Annotated in this window: 14 protein-coding genes and 1 pseudogene; 11 read left to right on the top strand and 4 right to left on the bottom strand. The window is 70.2% G+C overall.

Going from position 1 to position 16,822, the window contains the following annotated elements; all coding sequences use genetic code 11:
• Positions 1–57: 57 nt before the first annotated feature.
• Together ACH4D5_RS34855 and ACH4D5_RS34850 are read right to left on the bottom strand one after the other, a co-directional pair.
• Positions 58–1,290, bottom strand: a complete 1,233-nt coding sequence (locus ACH4D5_RS34855) for a DUF349 domain-containing protein (protein WP_398310857.1) — start codon at positions 1,288–1,290, stop codon at positions 58–60.
• 134 nt (positions 1,291–1,424) lie between these two features.
• Complete coding sequence (locus tag ACH4D5_RS34850) at positions 1,425–2,234, bottom strand: peptidylprolyl isomerase (protein WP_398310854.1); 810 nt, start codon at positions 2,232–2,234, stop codon at positions 1,425–1,427.
• A 167-nt stretch (positions 2,235–2,401) separates the two neighbouring features.
• Here ACH4D5_RS34850 and ACH4D5_RS34845 point away from each other — a divergent pair, with 167 nt between their 5' ends.
• The 5 genes from ACH4D5_RS34845 to rpsD all read left to right on the top strand — a co-directional run bounded on the left by ACH4D5_RS34845 (position 2,402) and on the right by rpsD (position 7,574).
• On the top strand, positions 2,402–3,115 hold the full coding sequence (locus ACH4D5_RS34845; RefSeq protein WP_398310852.1) for an MBL fold metallo-hydrolase: 714 nt from the start codon (positions 2,402–2,404) through the stop codon (positions 3,113–3,115).
• Between the two features lie 13 nt (positions 3,116–3,128).
• Entirely contained in the window at positions 3,129–4,394 is a 1,266-nt protein-coding gene (gene hisS / locus ACH4D5_RS34840) for a histidine--tRNA ligase (RefSeq protein ID WP_398310849.1), read from the top strand.
• A gap of 184 nt (positions 4,395–4,578) precedes the next feature.
• Positions 4,579–5,208 carry a vitamin K epoxide reductase family protein gene (locus ACH4D5_RS34835; RefSeq protein ID WP_398310846.1) on the top strand — a complete coding sequence of 210 codons (630 nt, stop codon included), beginning with the start codon at positions 4,579–4,581 and terminating at the stop codon, positions 5,206–5,208.
• Between the two features lie 46 nt (positions 5,209–5,254).
• Positions 5,255–6,616, top strand: coding sequence for a replication-associated recombination protein A (locus ACH4D5_RS34830; protein ID WP_398310843.1), 1,362 nt, complete (start codon positions 5,255–5,257; stop codon positions 6,614–6,616).
• 343 nt (positions 6,617–6,959) lie between these two features.
• Positions 6,960–7,574, top strand: a complete 615-nt coding sequence (rpsD, locus tag ACH4D5_RS34825; protein WP_125511570.1) for a 30S ribosomal protein S4 — start codon at positions 6,960–6,962, stop codon at positions 7,572–7,574.
• A 25-nt stretch (positions 7,575–7,599) separates the two neighbouring features.
• Here the strand turns inward: rpsD and ACH4D5_RS34820 are convergent.
• Positions 7,600–9,694: pseudogene (locus tag ACH4D5_RS34820) on the bottom strand (ATP-binding protein); the annotation flags it as partial.
• 173 nt (positions 9,695–9,867) lie between these two features.
• On the opposite strand from ACH4D5_RS34820, the gene ACH4D5_RS34815 reads away from it, so the two are divergent.
• The 6 genes from ACH4D5_RS34815 (at position 9,868) to ACH4D5_RS34790 (ending at position 16,559) form a co-directional block, all read left to right on the top strand.
• Entirely contained in the window at positions 9,868–10,326 is a 459-nt protein-coding gene (locus tag ACH4D5_RS34815) for a DUF948 domain-containing protein (RefSeq protein ID WP_398310839.1), read from the top strand.
• 7 nt (positions 10,327–10,333) lie between these two features.
• A complete protein-coding gene (locus ACH4D5_RS34810; protein ID WP_398310836.1) occupies positions 10,334–10,681 on the top strand; it encodes a DUF6167 family protein in 348 nt (115 codons plus the stop codon).
• Positions 10,681–13,350, top strand: coding sequence for an alanine--tRNA ligase (gene alaS, locus ACH4D5_RS34805; protein WP_398310833.1), 2,670 nt, complete (start codon positions 10,681–10,683; stop codon positions 13,348–13,350). The genes ACH4D5_RS34810 and alaS overlap by 1 nt, the downstream gene beginning before the upstream one ends.
• Positions 13,350–13,844 (top strand): Holliday junction resolvase RuvX, encoded by a 495-nt coding sequence (gene ruvX / locus ACH4D5_RS34800; RefSeq protein WP_398310830.1) that lies wholly within the window; start codon positions 13,350–13,352, stop codon positions 13,842–13,844. The genes alaS and ruvX overlap by 1 nt, the downstream gene beginning before the upstream one ends.
• 124 nt (positions 13,845–13,968) lie before the next feature.
• A complete protein-coding gene (mltG, locus tag ACH4D5_RS34795) occupies positions 13,969–15,732 on the top strand; it encodes an endolytic transglycosylase MltG (RefSeq protein ID WP_398310827.1) in 1,764 nt (587 codons plus the stop codon).
• Positions 15,729–16,559, top strand: a complete 831-nt coding sequence (locus tag ACH4D5_RS34790) for a shikimate dehydrogenase (protein WP_398310824.1) — start codon at positions 15,729–15,731, stop codon at positions 16,557–16,559. The genes mltG and ACH4D5_RS34790 overlap by 4 nt, the downstream gene beginning before the upstream one ends.
• An 83-nt stretch (positions 16,560–16,642) precedes the next feature.
• Here ACH4D5_RS34790 and ACH4D5_RS34785 read toward each other — a convergent pair.
• The coding region (locus tag ACH4D5_RS34785; protein WP_398311295.1) for a hypothetical protein at positions 16,643–16,822 on the bottom strand (180 nt) is incomplete at its 5' end.

Raw genomic sequence — 16,822 nt, 5'->3', positions numbered from 1 at the left:
GTAGAGGGGCTCCCGCACATCGTGTGCGGGAGCCCCTCTACGTAGCGTGCGGAAAACTCAGCCGCCGAACTCGTGCAGACCCTTCAGTGCCTGGTCGAGCAGCGCCTGGCGGCCGTCCAGCTCCTTCTGGAGCTTGTCGGCCTTGGAGTTGTTGCCCGCGGCGCGCGCCTTCTCGATCTGCTCCGTCAGCTTGTCCACCGCGGCCTGCAGCTGACCGGTGAGACCCTCGGCACGCGCGCGTGCCTCCGGGTTCGTCCGGCGCCACTCGGCCTCCTCGGACTCCTGCAGCGCACGCTCCACGGCCTGCATGCGGCCCTCGACCTTCGGGCGGGCGTCACGCGGGACGTGGCCGATGGCCTCCCACCGCTCGTTGATGGACCGGAACGCGGCACGCGCCGCCTTCAGGTCCGTCACCGGGACGAGCTTCTCGGCCTCGGCGGCCAGCTCCTCCTTCAGCTTCAGGTTCTCGCCCTGCTCGGCGTCGCGCTCCGCGAAGACCGCGCTGCGCGCCGCGAAGAAGACGTCCTGGGCGCCGCGGAAGCGGTTCCACAGATCGTCCTCGTGCTCGCGCTGGGCGCGGCCCGCCGCCTTCCAGTCGGCCATCAACTCGCGGTACCGCGCGGCCGTCGGGCCCCAGTCCGTCGAGCTCGACAGCGCCTCGGCCTCGGCGACCAGCTTCTCCTTGGCCTTGCGGGCCTCCTCGCGCTGCGCGTCCAGCGAGGCGAAGTGCGCCTTGCGGCGCTTGGAGAACGCCGAGCGCGCGTGCGAGAAGCGGTGCCACAGTTCGTCATCCGACTTGCGGTCCAGACGCGGCAGACCCTTCCAGGTGTCCACCAGGGCCCGCAGCCGTTCACCGGCCGCCCGCCACTGCTCGCTCTGGGCCAGCTCCTCGGCCTCGACGACCAGGGCCTCCTTGGCGTGCCGCGCCTCGTCGGACTGCTTGGCCTTCTGCGCCTTGCGCTCCTCGCGGCGCGCCTCGACGGTCTCCACCAGCTTGTCGAGCCGCTTGCTCAGGGCGTCCAGATCACCGACCGCGTGCGCCTCGTCGACCTGCTGACGCAGGTGGTCGATGGCGGTCATCGCGTCCTTGGCCGACAGATCGGTCGTCTTCACCCGGCGCTCGAGAAGTCCGATCTCGACGACCAGACCGTCGTACTTGCGCTCGAAGTAGGCAAGGGCCTCGTCGGGAGATCCTGCCTGCCACGAACCGACCACTCGCTCGCCGCCGTCGGCCGTACGCACGTACACGGTCCCCGTCTCGTCGACGCGGCCCCACGGGTCGCTGCTCACAGCGCCTCCTCCACATGATGCCTGCGCAGGGCCTCGGGGCCCCCGGCATCGTCCACAGTTTCGTCACCGCCAACATAGGCGACCGGCGGGGCGGCTGTCCGCATCCCGCACGACCGAAGTTTGCCTGGCGGCGCTCAGGATTTGGTGACGGTGGCCTTGTCGATGACGACCGTCGCGTTCGGGGCGCCGTCGCCCTGCCCGGTGCTCTCGCCGGCGGCGGCGATCTTCTTCAGGACCTTCATCCCGGAATCGGAAATGGTCCCGAACGGTGTGTAGTCGGGCGGGAGCTGACTGTCCTGGTAGACGAGGAAGAACTGGCTGCCGCCGGTGTTCCTGCCCTTCTTCGCCTGGGCGTTGTACTGGTTCGCCATCGCGACCGTGCCGGCCGGGTACACGTTCCCCTTGAGGCGCTTGTCCTTCAGGTTCTCGTCCGGGATCGTGTAGCCGGGGGAGCCCTTCCCGGTGCCCTTCGGGTCGCCGCACTGGAGGACGTAGATGCCGCCGGTGGTCAGGCGGTGGCACTTGGTGTGATCCAGATAGCCCTTGTTCACCAGGAAGTTGAAGGAGTTGACGGTGCGCGGGGCCTTCGCCGCGTCCAGGTCGAGGCCGATGTCACCGCACGTCGTCTTCAGGTCCATCCGGTAGTCGGCGGACTTGTCGATGGTGAGCGCCGGCTCCTTCTTGAAGCTCAGCGGCTTCACCTTGCCGGGCGCCGCCTTCTCGCACGGGTCCTTCGGCGCGCTGCTCGCCTGCGCGTTCGCGTCGTCCCCGTCGAAGGCCCCCGCCGCGTACGACACGGCGCCACCGGCCACGACCACCGCGAGCGTGCCCGCGATCACCGCGTTGCGCGCCCGTACCCGGCGCCGTGCGGCCTCGCGCCGCTCCTGCTGCCGCAGCCGCTTCTCCCGCGCGAGCTGCTTGCGCCGCTGTTCCTGGCTGACCACCGGCTCTTCTCCCCTTCTCCGGCGTATGTCTCGTCATACGCTGCGTAGTGCCCCGTACCGTATATGGGTTACCTGTGGAATCGGCAGCGCCGGTAGGCTCTGATCTGCCGCGTTCTCCCGCCGGGGGCCGTGGCTCCCTCCCGCCGGACGACGAATGAAGGACGATCGTGCTGATTGCCGGGTTCCCCGCCGGGGCCTGGGGCACCAACTGCTACGTGGTCGCCCCCGCCGCAGGCGAGGAGTGCGTGATCATCGACCCGGGCCACCAGGCCGCCCAGGGAGTCGAGGACGCACTCAAGAAGCATCGGCTCAAGCCCGTCGCGGTCATCCTCACCCACGGCCACATCGACCACGTCGCCTCGGTCGTCCCGGTGTGCGGAGCGCACGACGTGCCCGCGTGGATCCACCCCTCCGACCGGTACATGATGAGCGACCCGGAGAAGGCCCTCGGGCGCTCCATCGGGATGCCGCTCATGGGCGAGCTGACGGTGGGGGAGCCCGACGACCTGCGCGAGCTGACCGACGGCGCCGGGCTGAAGCTGGCGGGTCTCGACTTCACCGTCGCGCACGCGCCGGGCCATACGAAGGGGTCGGTGACCTTCCAGATGCCCGAGACGGCCGAGATCCCCTCGGTCTTCTTCTCGGGCGATCTGCTCTTCGCCGGCTCCATCGGACGCACCGACCTGCCCGGCGGCAGCCACACCGAGATCCTCCAGTCGCTGGCCCGCGTGTGCCTGCCGCTCGACGACTCGACCGTGGTGCTGTCCGGCCACGGCCCCCAGACATCCATCGGCCAGGAGCGCGCCACCAACCCGTATCTGCGGCAGGTGGCCGCCGGCCTGGGTCCGGACGACACGTCCGCCCCGCGACGAGGAATGTGACGAGAGAACTCCCGTGAGCACCTTCAAGGCCCCCAAGGGCACGTACGACCTGCTGCCGCCCGACTCCGCGAAGTTCCTCGCGGTGCGCGAGGCGATCGCCGCGCCGCTGCGCGACTCCGGCTACGGCTACATCGAGACGCCCGGCTTCGAGAACGTCGAGCTGTTCGCGCGCGGTGTCGGTGAGTCCACCGACATCGTCACCAAGGAGATGTACGCCTTCACGACCAAGGGCGGCGACGAGCTCGCGCTGCGCCCCGAGGGCACCGCGTCCGTGCTGCGCGCGGCCCTGGAGGGCAACCTCCACAAGGCGGGCAACCTCCCCGTCAAGCTCTGGTACTCGGGCTCCTACTACCGGTACGAGCGCCCCCAGAAGGGCCGCTACCGGCACTTCTCCCAGGTCGGCGCCGAGGCGATCGGCGCCGAGGACCCGGCGCTGGACGCCGAGCTGATCATCCTGGCCGACCAGGCGTACCGCGCCCTCGGCCTGCGGAACTTCCGCATCCTGCTCAACTCGCTCGGCGACAAGGAGTGCCGCCCCGTCTACCGCGCCGCGCTCCAGGAGTTCCTCCGCGGCCTGGACCTGGACGAGGAGACACGTCGACGTATCGACATCAACCCGCTGCGCGTCCTCGACGACAAGCGGCCCGACGTCCAGAAGCAGCTGGTGGGCGCGCCCTCGCTGCGCGACCACCTGTGCGACGCGTGCAAGGCGTACCACGAGCAGGTCCGCGAGCTGATCACGGCGGCGGGCGTCGCCTTCGAGGACGACGAGAAGCTCGTCCGCGGCCTGGACTACTACACCCGCACCACCTTCGAGTTCGTCCACGACGGCCTGGGCGCGCAGTCCGCGGTCGGCGGCGGCGGCCGCTACGACGGCCTGTCCGAGATGATCGGCGGCCCCTCGCTGCCCTCGGTCGGCTGGGCGCTCGGCGTGGACCGCACGGTGCTCGCCCTGGAGGCGGAGGGCGTCGAGCTCGAACTCCCCGCGTCCACCAGCGTCTTCGCGGTACCGCTCGGCGACGAGGCGCGCCGCGTCCTCTTCGCCAAGGTCACGGAGCTGCGCAGGGCCGGGGTCGCGGCGGACTTCTCGTACGGCGGGAAGGGCCTCAAGGGCGCGATGAAGAACGCCAACCGCTCGGGCGCGCGCTTCACCGTCGTCGCCGGCGAGCGCGACCTGGCGGACGGCGTCGTCCAGCTCAAGGACATGGAGTCCGGTGAGCAGGACGCGGTGGCGGTGGACGACATCGTGACGGTCCTGAAGGACCGGCTCGGAAAGTAGCGCCTCGCGGACGGCCGACGACCGGGGGCGAGGTCACGGGGTGAGCCCGTGGCCTCGCCCCCTTCGACTCGTCCCCCGTCCGTGCCTCCTTATGTCCATCGAACGGTGGACCCACAGGCGCATACGGCACAATGTGCGTGCCCGCGGACACCTCGAGCGACGGAACGGCGTGATGAGCAAAACGATGTCAGCGAAGGACGACGCCTCGGACGAGCGGAAGCGCACGGACGTTCCCGGCGCCGTCGGCGGCAGCCGCGCGCTCGCCCTGCTGCTGGTGATCACGGGCGCCGCCGGGCTGCTCGCCTCCTGGGTGATCACCATCGACAAGTTCGAGCTCCTGAAGGACCCGAACTTCCAGCCGGGCTGCAGCATCAACCCCGTCGTCGCCTGCGGCAGCATCATGAAGAGCGAGCAGGCCGAGGCCTTCGGCTTCCCCAACCCGATGCTGGGCCTGGTCACCTACGGCATCGTGATCTGCGTCGGCATGAGCCTCCTCGCCGGGGCCCGCTTCCCGCGCTGGTACTGGCTCACGTTCAACGCGGGCGCGCTGTTCGGCGTCGGGTTCTGCACCTGGCTGATGATCCAGTCGCTCTACCACATCAACGCGCTCTGCCTCTGGTGCACCCTGGCCTGGATCGCCACGCTCCTGATGTTCTGGTACATCACGTCCTTCAACATCCGGGCCGGCTTCCTGCCCGCGCCGGCCTGGGCCAAGAGCTTCCTGGCCGACTTCACCTGGGCGCTGCCGGTGATGCACACCGGCGTCATCGCGATGCTGATCCTCACCCGCTGGGGCGCCGACCTCTGGGCCTGACCGGCGCCCGGAGGGATTGTCAGTGGGGTGACATAGGGTTCTCGACGTGGAGCCCGACCTGTTCACCGCCGCAGCCGAAGACCGCCAGGAGAAGGATCCGTCCAGCAGCCCCCTGGCCGTCCGGATGCGCCCGCGTACCCTCGACGAAGTCGTCGGCCAGCAGCATCTGCTGAAGCCGGGCTCGCCCCTGCGCCGCCTCGTCGGCGAGGGCGGCGGCGGCCCCGCCGGACCCTCGTCGGTCTTCCTGTGGGGCCCGCCGGGCATCGGCAAGACGACCCTCGCGTACGTGGTCTCCAAGGCCACGAACAAGCGCTTCGTCGAGCTGTCCGCGATCACCGCGGGCGTCAAGGAAGTGCGTGCCGTCATCGACGGCGCCCGCAGGGCGATGGGCGGCCACGGCAAGGAGACCGTCCTCTTCCTCGACGAGATCCACCGCTTCAGCAAGGCCCAGCAGGACTCCCTCCTGCCCGCCGTCGAGAACCGCTGGGTGACGCTCATCGCGGCGACCACCGAGAATCCGTACTTCTCGATCATCTCGCCCCTCCTCTCCCGCTCCCTGCTCCTCACCCTCGAACCGCTCACGGACGACGACCTGCGCGCCCTGCTCCGCCGGGCGCTCGTCGACGAGCGCGGCCTGGCCGGCGCGGTCGAGCTGCCCGAGGAGGCCGAGGAGCACCTGCTGCGCATCGCCGGCGGTGACGCCCGCCGCGTGCTCACCGCCCTGGAGGCGGGCGCGGGCTCGGCGCTCGCCAAGGGCGAGAGGGAGATCACCCTCCAGACCCTGGAGGAGTCGGTCGACCGGGCCGCCGTGAAGTACGACCGCGACGGCGACCAGCACTACGACGTCGCGAGCGCCCTCATCAAGTCCATCCGCGGCTCGGACGTGGACGCCGCCCTGCACTATCTGGCCCGCATGATCGAGGCGGGCGAGGACCCCCGCTTCATCGCCCGGCGCCTGATGATCTCCGCCAGCGAGGACATCGGTCTCGCCGACCCGACCGCGCTGCCCACCGCCGTCGCCGCCGCCCAGGCCGTCGCCATGATCGGCTTCCCCGAGGCCGCGCTCACCCTCAGCCACGCCACGATCGCCCTGGCCCTCGCCCCGAAGTCGAATGCCGCGACGATCGCGATCCAGCAGGCCCAGGCCGACGTCCGCGGCGGCCTCGCCGGGCCCGTCCCGCCCCACCTGCGCGACGGCCACTACAAGGGCGCGGCCAAGCTCGGCCACGCCCAGGGGTACGTCTACCCGCACGACGTCCCCGGCGGCATCGCCGCCCAGCAGTACGCGCCGGATACCATCGAGGGCAAGCGCTACTACCAGCCGACGAGGTACGGAGCGGAGGCCAGATACGCCGACGTGGTCGAGCGTGTCCGCTCCCGCCTCAAGGGCGAGCAGCCCGAGGGCTGAGGCATCTCGCCGCACCCGGTATAGTTGACCGGAGTGCTGCGTCCCGTGTCCGGTCTCGTACCGGCACCACCAGAACGGGACATCCAGCCGGAGCCCCACCGCCGCGAGGCAAGGGGGATCCAGGAGCGTCGCGCACCGTTGAAGGTGTCGCGGGCAGCCCACCACCACCCCGGAGCACCGGGAATCGGTCGGTGGGCCACTCGCGTGCTGCACATTGTGCCCAGACCAGGGAGCGGCTGCCGGGCCCGTCCATCAGGACGAGCCGGGTTTCCCAGGCTGCGGATTGCGACCTCCCCTAACCACTGGTGAAGCCGATTTCACTTAAGAACAGAGAGGTTGGTTCATGCCGAACCAGTCCCGCCCCAAGGTCAAGAAGTCGCGTGCCCTCGGCATCGCGCTGACCCCGAAGGCCGTCAAGTACTTCGAGGCCCGCCCCTACCCGCCGGGCGAGCACGGCCGTGGGCGCAAGCAGAACTCGGACTACAAGGTCCGTCTGCTCGAGAAGCAGCGGCTGCGCGCGCAGTACGACCTCTCCGAGCGCCAGCTCGTCCGTGCCTACGAGCGTGCGTCCAAGACGCAGCTCAAGACCGGTGAGGCCCTGGTCATCGAGCTGGAGCGTCGTCTCGACGCCCTGGTTCTGCGTTCGGGCATCGCCCGCACGATCTACCAGGCCCGCCAGATGGTCGTGCACGGCCACATCGAGGTCAACGGCGGCAAGGTCGACAAGCCGTCGTACCGCGTCCGTCCCGACGACGTCGTGATGGTCCGCGAGCGCAGCCGTGAGAAGCCGCTGTTCCAGGTCGCGCGCGAGGGTGGCTTCGCCCCCGACGGCGAGATCCCGCGCTACCTCCAGGTGAACCTGAAGGCCCTGGCCTTCCGCCTGGACCGCGACCCGAACCGCAAGGAGATCCCCGTGATCTGCGACGAGCAGCTCGTCGTCGAGTACTACGCCCGCTGACCCGGACGTAGCTCACCCTGCTGCAGCCCGTCGCCTCCCCGCCCTTCGTGGTGGGGGAGGCGGCGGGTTCGGTCGTTTTCGGGGCCGCCGCGCAGCGCCCGGGCCACCGCCGCCTCCAGATCGAGGGCGGCCCCCGCGCGCACGCACTCCTCGTACCGCTCGTCGCCGAGCGCCTCGCGGGCCTGCCGCTCACAGAGCACGTGCGGCCCGCCGAAATGGACCGAGCCGAACAGCGGCAGACCCACCGAGGTCCAGATGCGGGACGCGGCGCCCTGCAGCACCGCCGCCTCCGCCGGATCACCCTCCGCCGCGGTGAACAGCGCCAGCAGCTCGATGGACAGGACCGTGCCGAGCAGATCGTGGAAGCGGTGGTCGAGATCCAGCGACTCGGCGAGCAGCTCGCGCGCCGTCGCCGCCTCACCGCGGGTCCACGCCGCGTAGCCGAGGACATAGAGGGCGTACGCGAGGGTCCAGCGCTCGCCGTGGTCCTCGCAGACCCGGCGCACATCCTCGCAGAGCTCCACCGCGGCGGCGAGCTCGCCGCGGAAGGCCAGCACCATGGCGAGCTCCGTCTGCCCCATCAGGACATTGCTGTTGAGCTCGCCGATCTCCCGGTACCGCTCCAGCGCCGCGCGCAGCAGCGTCTCCGCGCGCGGCAGGTCGTCCGTGACCAGGGCCAGACAGCCGATGCGGTGCTCCGCGTACGCCGCGGCGATCGCGCTGCCCGCGTGGTGCGCGCCGTCACGGCACTCGTGCAGCGCGGCCAGCGCGGCGGCCGCGTCCCCTTGCAGCACCGCCACATAGCCGAGCACCCACAGCGCCTTGAGCCGCGGCTCCTCGTGGCCGCCGTCGAGTTCCAGGGCCCGGTCCAGCCAGTGCCTGCCCTCCGTGAGCCTTCCGCAGCCGACCCAGTAGAACCACAGCGTTCCGGCGAGGTGCTGCCCCAGGTGGGTCTCGTCCCGCTCGGTCAGACAGAACTCCAACGCGGCCCGCAGATTGGGCAGTTCGGCGTCGACGAGCGCGGCGATCTCCTGCTGGCGCGGCGAGAACCAGTCCAGCTCGCACCAGGTGGCGAACCCCAGATACCAGTCGCGGTGCCTGCGCCGCATCCGTGCGCTCTCGCCCGCCGCCGCCAGCCAGTCGGCGCCGTAGGCCCTGACCGTGTCGAGCATGCGGTAGCGCACCCCCGAGGGCCCCTCCTCACGGGTGAGGACGGATTGTGCGAGGAGCTCGTCCAGTACGTCAAGCACATCATCGGCGGGCAGCCCGTCCCCGGCGCAGACGTATTCGGCGGCCTCCAGGTCGAACTGTCCGGCGAACACCGAGAGACGTGACCACAGCAGCCGCTCCCGCGGCGCGCACAGCTCGTGGCTCCAGCCGATCGCGGTCCGCAGCGTCTGATGGCGCGCCGGGGTGTCGCGCCGGGCGCCGGTGAGCAGCCGGAACCGGTCGTCGAGCCGGGCGAGGAGCTGCGCGGGCGAGAGCGCCCGCAGCCGTCCCGCGGCCAGCTCCACGGCGAGCGGGATGCCGTCGAGACGCCGGCACAGCTCCATGACGTCCGCGCGATTGCCGTCGTCGAGGACGAAACCGGGCAGACCGGCCGTCGCACGGTCGGTGAAGAGCGCGGCCGCCTCCGGGCAGGGCATCGGCGCGAGCGGGAAGAGCCGCTCGCCCTCGGTCTCCAGCGGCCGGCGCCCCACGGCCAGCACCCGCAGCCCGGGGGAGTGCACCAGCAGATCGCGCACCAGCGAGGCGCAGGCGTCGACGAGGTGCTCGAAACCGTCGACGACGAGCAGCAGTTCCCGCTCCGCGAGGTGCCCGAGCAGCACCTGGCGCGGCGGCCTCTTCGTGTGGTCCGTCAGCTCCAGGGCCTCGACGACCGCGTGGTCGAGCAGGTCCGGGTCCCGCAGCGCCGTGAGATCCACCAGCCAGGCGCCGTCGCGCGGTCCGCTCCGCGCCGCGGCCCGCACGGCCAGCCGGGACTTCCCGACCCCGCCGACCCCGGTGACCGTGACCAGCCGCCCGGCCTCCAACGCGGCGGTGAGCTCGGTGAGTTCGGTCTCGCGCCCGACGAAGGCGTTCAGTTCCAGGGGGAGATTGCCGGGCTGAGAGGGTCGCATGGGGTACGGAGCGTACCCAGTCGTTTGCGCTCCGTACAATCATGCCGGGCAACTCCTGGGCAAGCGGCGGGGAATGCGGTACGGAGCGACGCCACCGGCGCGATAGGGTCGGAGGACGACTTTTAGATGTTCAGGTACGAAGTTCAGGGACGAGATTCAGGGAGCGGTGCCAAGTGTCCGGTGGAGAGGTTGCCGGGATCCTGGTGGCCGTCTTCTGGGCGATCCTGGTCTCCTTCCTCGCGGTGGCACTGGCGAGGCTGGCCCAGACGCTCAGGGCGACCACCAAGCTCGTCGCGGAGGTGACCGAGCAGGCGGTGCCCCTGCTGGCGGACGCCTCCACCGCGGTGCGCTCCGCGCAGACGCAGATCGACCGCGTCGACGCCATCGCCTCCGACGTCCAGGAGGTCACGTCGAACGCGTCGGCGCTGTCCACGACGGTCGCCTCCACCTTCGGTGGCCCGCTCGTCAAGGTCGCCGCGTTCGGCTACGGCGTCCGCAGGGCCATCAGCCGCAAGGCCGCCCCCGCGGCAGAGGAAATGCCCGCCAGGCCGTCCCGTCGTACGGTGATCGTGGGCCGAACCGTCCCGTCCGCACGGCGGACCAAGCGGGCCAACCGGAGTAAGAGGGACTGACGCAGCGATGTTCCGCCGTACGTTCTGGTTCACCGCGGGCGCAGCCGCCGGCGTATGGGCCACCACCAAGGTCAACCGCAAGCTCAAGCAGCTGACCCCCGAGAGCCTCGCCGCGCAGGCCGCGAACAAGGCGATCGAGACGGGCCACCGCCTGAAGGACTTCGCGCTCGACATCCGCGACGGCATGGCCGAGCGCGAGGCCGAACTGGACGAGGCGCTGGGGCTGCGGGACCACCCCGACGCCGAGCTGCCCGCCTCGCGCCGCTTCGCGGTCATCGAGAACCATCTCAGCAAGAACCCCAGCAGTAACACGAACCACAAGAAGACGCAGTACAACTGGAATGAGGACCACTGATGGAGTCGGCTGAAATCCGCCGCCGCTGGCTGAGCTTCTTCGAGGAGCGCGGGCACACCGTCGTCCCTTCGGCGTCGCTCATCGCGGACGACCCGACTCTGCTGCTCGTCCCCGCTGGCATGGTGCCCTTCAAGCCCTACTTCCTGGGTGAGGTCAAGCCGCCCGCGCCGCGCGTCACCAGCGTGCAGAAGTGCGTGCGCACGCCCGACATCGAAGAGGTCGGCAAGACCACGCGCCACGGCACGTTCTTCCAGATGTGCGGCAACTTCTCCTTCGGCGACTACTTCAAGGAAGGCGCCATCACGCTCTCCTGGGAGCTGCTGACCAGCCCCGTCGAGAAGGGCGGCTTCGGCCTCGACCCCGAGCGGCTGTGGATCACGGTCTACCTCGACGACGACGAGGCCGAGCAGATCTGGCGCGAGAAGGTCGGCGTCCCTGCCGAGCGCATCCAGCGCCTGGGCAAGAAGGACAACTTCTGGTCCATGGGCGTGCCCGGACCCTGCGGCCCCTGCTCGGAGATCAACTACGACCGCGGCCCGGAGTTCGGCGTCGAGGGCGGCCCTGCCGTCAACGACGAGCGCTACGTGGAGATCTGGAACCTGGTCTTCATGCAGTACGAGCGCGGCGAGGGCACCTCGAAGGAGGACTTCGAGATCCTCGGCGAGCTGCCGACCAAGAACATCGACACCGGTCTCGGTCTCGAGCGTCTCGCCATGATCCTCCAGGGCGTACAGAACATGTACGAGACGGACACCCTGCGCGTCGTCATGGACAAGGCCACCGAGCTCACCGGCGTGCGCTACGGCGCCGAGCACGGCACGGACGTCTCCCTGCGCGTGGTCGCCGACCACATCCGTACGTCGACGATGCTCATCGGCGACGGCGTCACCCCCGGCAACGAGGGCCGCGGCTACGTGCTGCGCCGCATCATGCGCCGCGCCATCCGCAACATGCGCCTGCTCGGCGCCACCGGTCCCGTCGTCAAGGACCTCGTCGACGTCGTGATCGAGACGATGGGGCAGCAGTACCCGGAGCTCGTCACCGACCGCAAGCGCATCGAGACCGTCGCCCTCGCCGAAGAGGCCGCCTTCCTCAAGGCCATCAAGGGCGGCACGAACATCCTCGACACCGCCGTCACCGAGACCAAGGCCGCCGGCGGCAAGGTCCTCTCCGGCGACAAGGCGTTCCTGCTGCACGACACGTGGGGCTTCCCCATCGACCTCACCCTGGAGATGGCCGCCGAGCAGGGCCTCTCCGTGGACGAGGACGGCTTCCGCCGCCTCATGAAGGAGCAGCGGGACCGCGCCAAGGCCGACGCCATGGCCAAGAAGACCGGCCACGCCGACCTGCACGCCTACCGCGAGATCGCCGACACCTCCGGCGCCACCGACTTCACCGGCTACTCCCTCACGGAGAACGAGGCCCAGATCGTCGGCCTGCTGGTCAACGGCGTCTCCTCGCCCGCCGCCACCGAGGGCGACGAAGTCGAGATCGTCCTCGACCGCACCCCGTTCTACGCCGAGGGCGGCGGCCAGATCGGCGACACCGGCCGCATCCGCCTGGACAGCGGCGCGATCGTCGAGATCCGTGACGTGCAGAAGCCGGTGCCCGGCGTGCACGTCCACAAGGGTGTCGTCCAGGTCGGCGAGATCACCGTGGGTGCCCCGGTGTGGGCGTCGATCGACGCCCACCGCCGCCGCGCCATCGCCCGCGCCCACTCCGCCACGCACCTCACCCACCAGGCGCTGCGCGACGCGCTCGGCCCGACGGCCGCCCAGGCCGGTTCCGAGAACCAGCCCGGCCGCTTCCGCTTCGACTTCGGCTCGCCGTCCGCCGTGCCCACCGCCGTGATGACGGACGTCGAACAGAAGATCAACTCGGTGCTCTCCAGGGAACTGGACGTCCAGGCCGAGGTCATGTCGATCGACGACGCGAAGAAGCAGGGCGCCATCGCCGAGTTCGGCGAGAAGTACGGCGAGCGCGTGCGCGTCGTCACCATCGGCGACTTCTCCAAGGAGCTGTGCGGCGGTACGCACGTCCACAACACCGCCCAGCTGGGTCTGGTGAAGCTCCTCGGCGAGTCCTCCATCGGCTCCGGCGTGCGCCGCATCGAGGCGCTGGTCGGCGTCGACGCGTACAACTTCCTCGCCAAGGAGCACACGGTTGTCGCCCAGCTCCAGGAGCTGGTCAAGGGCCGTCCCGAGGAGCTGCCCGAGAAGATCTCCGGCATGCTCGCCAAGCTGAAGGACGCCGAGAAGGAGATCGAGAAGTTCCGCGCGGAGAAGGTCCTCCAGGCCGCCGCCGGTCTCGTCGAGTCCGCCAAGGACGTGCGCGGTGTCGCCGTCGTCACCGGGCAGGTGCCGGACGGCACGGGCGCCGACGACCTGCGCAAGCTGGTCCTCGACGTGCGCGGCCGCATCCAGGGCGACCGCCCGGCCGTCGTCGCGCTCTTCACCACGGCCAACGGCCGGCCGCTGACGGTCATCGCCACCAACGAAGCCGCCCGTGAGCGCGGCTTCAAGGCCGGCGACCTGGTCCGTACGGCCGCCAAGACCCTCGGCGGCGGTGGCGGCGGCAAGCCGGACGTCGCCCAGGGCGGCGGCCAGAACCCGGCCGCCATCGGCGACGCCATCGCCGCCGTCGAGCGCCTCGTCACCGAGACGGCCTGATGACGGAGTCGGCAGGGCAGTCAGGGGGCATGCGCCGCGGCCGCCGCCTCGCCATCGACGTCGGGGACGCCCGCATCGGGGTCGCCTCGTGCGACCCCGACGGGATCCTGGCCACGCCGGTGGAGACGGTGCCGGGGCGCGATGTCCCGGCCGCCCAGCGCCGCTTGAAGCAGCTCGCCGACGAGTACGAGCCGATCGAGATCGTCGTCGGCCTCCCTCGCTCCCTGAACGGGGGCGAGGGCCCGGCGGCCGCCAAGGTCCGCGCGTTCACCCGGGACCTCGCCCGCATGGTCGCCCCCATTGCGGTGAGGCTCGTGGACGAGAGGATGACCACAGTGACGGCCAGTCAGGGGCTGCGCGCCTCCGGCGTGAAGTCCAAAAAGGGCAGGTCTGTCATCGATCAGGCGGCGGCTGTGATCATCCTGCAGCAGGCCCTGGAGTCCGAACGGGCGTCAGGTAAAGCTCCCGGCGAGGGCGTCGAAGTGGTCATCTGATCGCGATACGGTAACGTTCCGCGCGATGCGGCGGCGTTCGAACAGCTGCCGCACAGCATCAAGAGGCGGAACGGTTGCCCGGCCATCCCGACGGCGGCCCCGCCTCGCGGCATGTAGGGGATCGATGACTGAGTATGGCCGGGGCCCAGGCTCCGAACCGTGGCATCCGGAGGACCCGTTGTACGGGGACCGCGGATGGGGAGGACAGGAGCCTTCGGGCGGCACGTCCACCTACGGCGGCCAGGGGCAGTACCACCCGCAGCAGCCGCACCAGCATCAGCAGCCGCACCAGCAGCAGCCGTCGCACGATTCCCAGTACGGCGGTGACTGGAGCACCGGACAGCAGCAGGCCTACGGACAGCAACAGCAGTACGGCGGCCAGCAGCAGTACAACGGCGACGCCGGTCAGGGTTACCACGGAGGCTCGGACCAGGGCTACAACGGCGATTCCGGCCAGGGTTACAACGGCGGCCCCGAGCACGGCTACAACGGTGGCGACGGTGGCTGGGACACCGGTCAGCAGGGCCAGGTCCCCTACAGCGGCGACCCGATGGACCCCTACGGCGCTCAGCAGGCCGGCTACGGCTCGGAGAGCCACGACTACTACTCCACGCCGGACGCCTACTCGCCGCCGGAGCCGCCCGGTCGCCGACGCTCGCCCGGGCCCCCCGAGTCCGGGTCCGACTCTGAGACGGACTGGGACCCGGGTCCTGACCAGGGCGAACATGCCTTCTTCGCGGGCGACGACGCCGAGGACGACGACGGGGCGGGCCGCCGGGGCGACCGGCGCGGCGGCCGTGGCGGAAAGAAGCCCAAGAAGCGCCGCAACGGCTGTGCCTGTCTGGTCGTCACGCTCGTCTTCGGCGGCGGCCTCGGCGGAGTCGGCTACTTCGGCTACCAGTTCTACCAGGACCGTTTCGGCACGGCGCCGGACTACGCGGGTGAGGGCTCGGGGACGGCCGTCGTCGAGATCCCCAAGGCCTCCAGCGGTTACGCGATCGGGCAGAAGCTGAAGGACGCGGGCGTCGTCAAGAGCGTCGACGCGTTCGTCTCCGCCCAGGGGCAGCACCAGCAGGGCAAGTCCATTCAGTCGGGCGTCTACACGCTCAAGAAGCACATGTCCGCCAAGAGCGCCGTCGCGCTGATGCTCAACCCGAAGAGCCGCAGCAACCTCATCATTCCCGAGGGCCGGCGGAACGTCTGGGTCTACGAGCAGATCGATGACCGCCTCGACGTGGCCAAGGGCACCACGGAAAACGTGGCCAAGAAGGAATGGCGGAGCCTCGGACTTCCTGCCTGGGCCAATACGAACAAGGACATCAAGGACCCACTGGAAGGATTCCTCTATCCCTCCAGCTATCCGGTCGCGAAGGGCCAGAAGCCCGCGGACGTCCTCAAGAACATGGTCGCCCACGCGACGGAGAAGTACGACGAGCTCGGCCTCGCCTCCAAGGCCAAGGACCTGAACCTCAAGAATCCGCTCGAACTTCTCACCGTGGCGAGCCTGGTCCAGGCCGAAGGCAAGTACAAGCACGACTTCGAGAAGGTCGCCACGGTCGTCTACAACCGCCTCAAGCCCAACAACACCGAGACATACGGCCTGTTGGACTTCGACTCGACGGTGAACTACCTGCGCGGCAAATCCGAGTTGGCGACGGGCTCGGTCGACGAGCTCCGCAAGCTCAAGGACCCGTACAACACGTACAAGATCAAGGGCCTGCCGCCCGGGCCGATCGGAAACCCGGGAGAGGTGGCGCTGAATTCCGCACTGCATCCCGCCAAGGGCAACTGGTACTACTTCGTCTCCGTCAGCGAGGACAAGACGCTCTTCGCCGAAACGAACGAGGAACAGAACCGGAACCGCGAGAAATACCTGAAGGGGCAATGAGCGCGCAGAAGCGACGAGCCGCAGTCCTCGGCTCCCCGATCGCCCATTCACTCTCCCCGGTGCTGCACACCGCGGCGTACGAGGAATTGGGCCTGAGCGACTGGACGTACGACCGTTTCGAGATCGACGAGGCGGCCCTGCCCGAATTCGTCGAAAAACTCGGCCCCGAATGGGCCGGGCTCTCGCTGACCATGCCGTTGAAGCGGGCGATCATGCCGCTGCTCGACGGGATCAGCGAGACCGCCGCGTCCGTCGAGGCGGTGAACACGGTGGTGTTCGGCCCCGACGGGCGGCGCACCGGCGACAACACCGACATCCCCGGCATGGTCGCCGCGCTCCGCGAGCACGGCATCGAACAGGTCGAGTCGGCCGCGATCCTCGGCGCGGGCGCCACCGCGTCGTCGGCGCTGGCCGCGCTCGCCCGGATCTGCACGGGCGAGGTCGTCGTCTACGTACGCAGCGACGCCCGCGCCGCCGAGATGCGGCAGTGGGGCGAACGCCTCGACGTGGAGGTCAGGACCGAGGCCTGGGAGGACGCCCGCGAGGCGCTGACCGCCCCCCTGGTGATCGCCACGACCCCGGCGGGCACCACGGACGCGCTGGCCGGTCTGGTCCCCGAGCGGCCCGCCACCCTCTTCGACGTGCTGTACGACCCGTGGCCCACCGACCTCGCGGCGCGCTGGTCGGCGTACGGCGGGGCGGTCGTCAGCGGACTCGACCTGCTCGTCCACCAGGCCGTGCTCCAGGTCGAGCAGATGACGGGTCGCGCGCCCGCGCCGCTGGCCGCCATGCGCAAGGCGGGGGAGCGCGCGCTCGCCGCCCGGTAAATCCCTGGTCGCGCCGTGGTCGAGGCGCGACCGAGGGGTGGGCCGATGACGTCCGTCAGATGGACCGGACGGCAGGTCGCGCCTCAGGTCGTGGGAGGATCGGGGTGGCGGGCCAGGGCCGCGCACCCGGCCGCGCCGTCGAAGACCGCAGTTCGAGGCGCGAGCATGAGGAGCACACCGTTGAGCAGGTTGCGTTGGCTGACCGCGGGGGAGTCGCACGGACCCGCGCTTGTCGCGACGTTGGAGGGTCTTCCCGCCGGCGT

Source organism: Streptomyces sp. NPDC018029 (genome assembly GCF_044327655.1).
GTDB lineage: Bacteria > Actinomycetota > Actinomycetes > Streptomycetales > Streptomycetaceae > Streptomyces.
The sequence above is the reverse complement of the archived record's forward strand: the minus strand, read 5'-3'. Positions and strand labels throughout refer to the sequence as shown.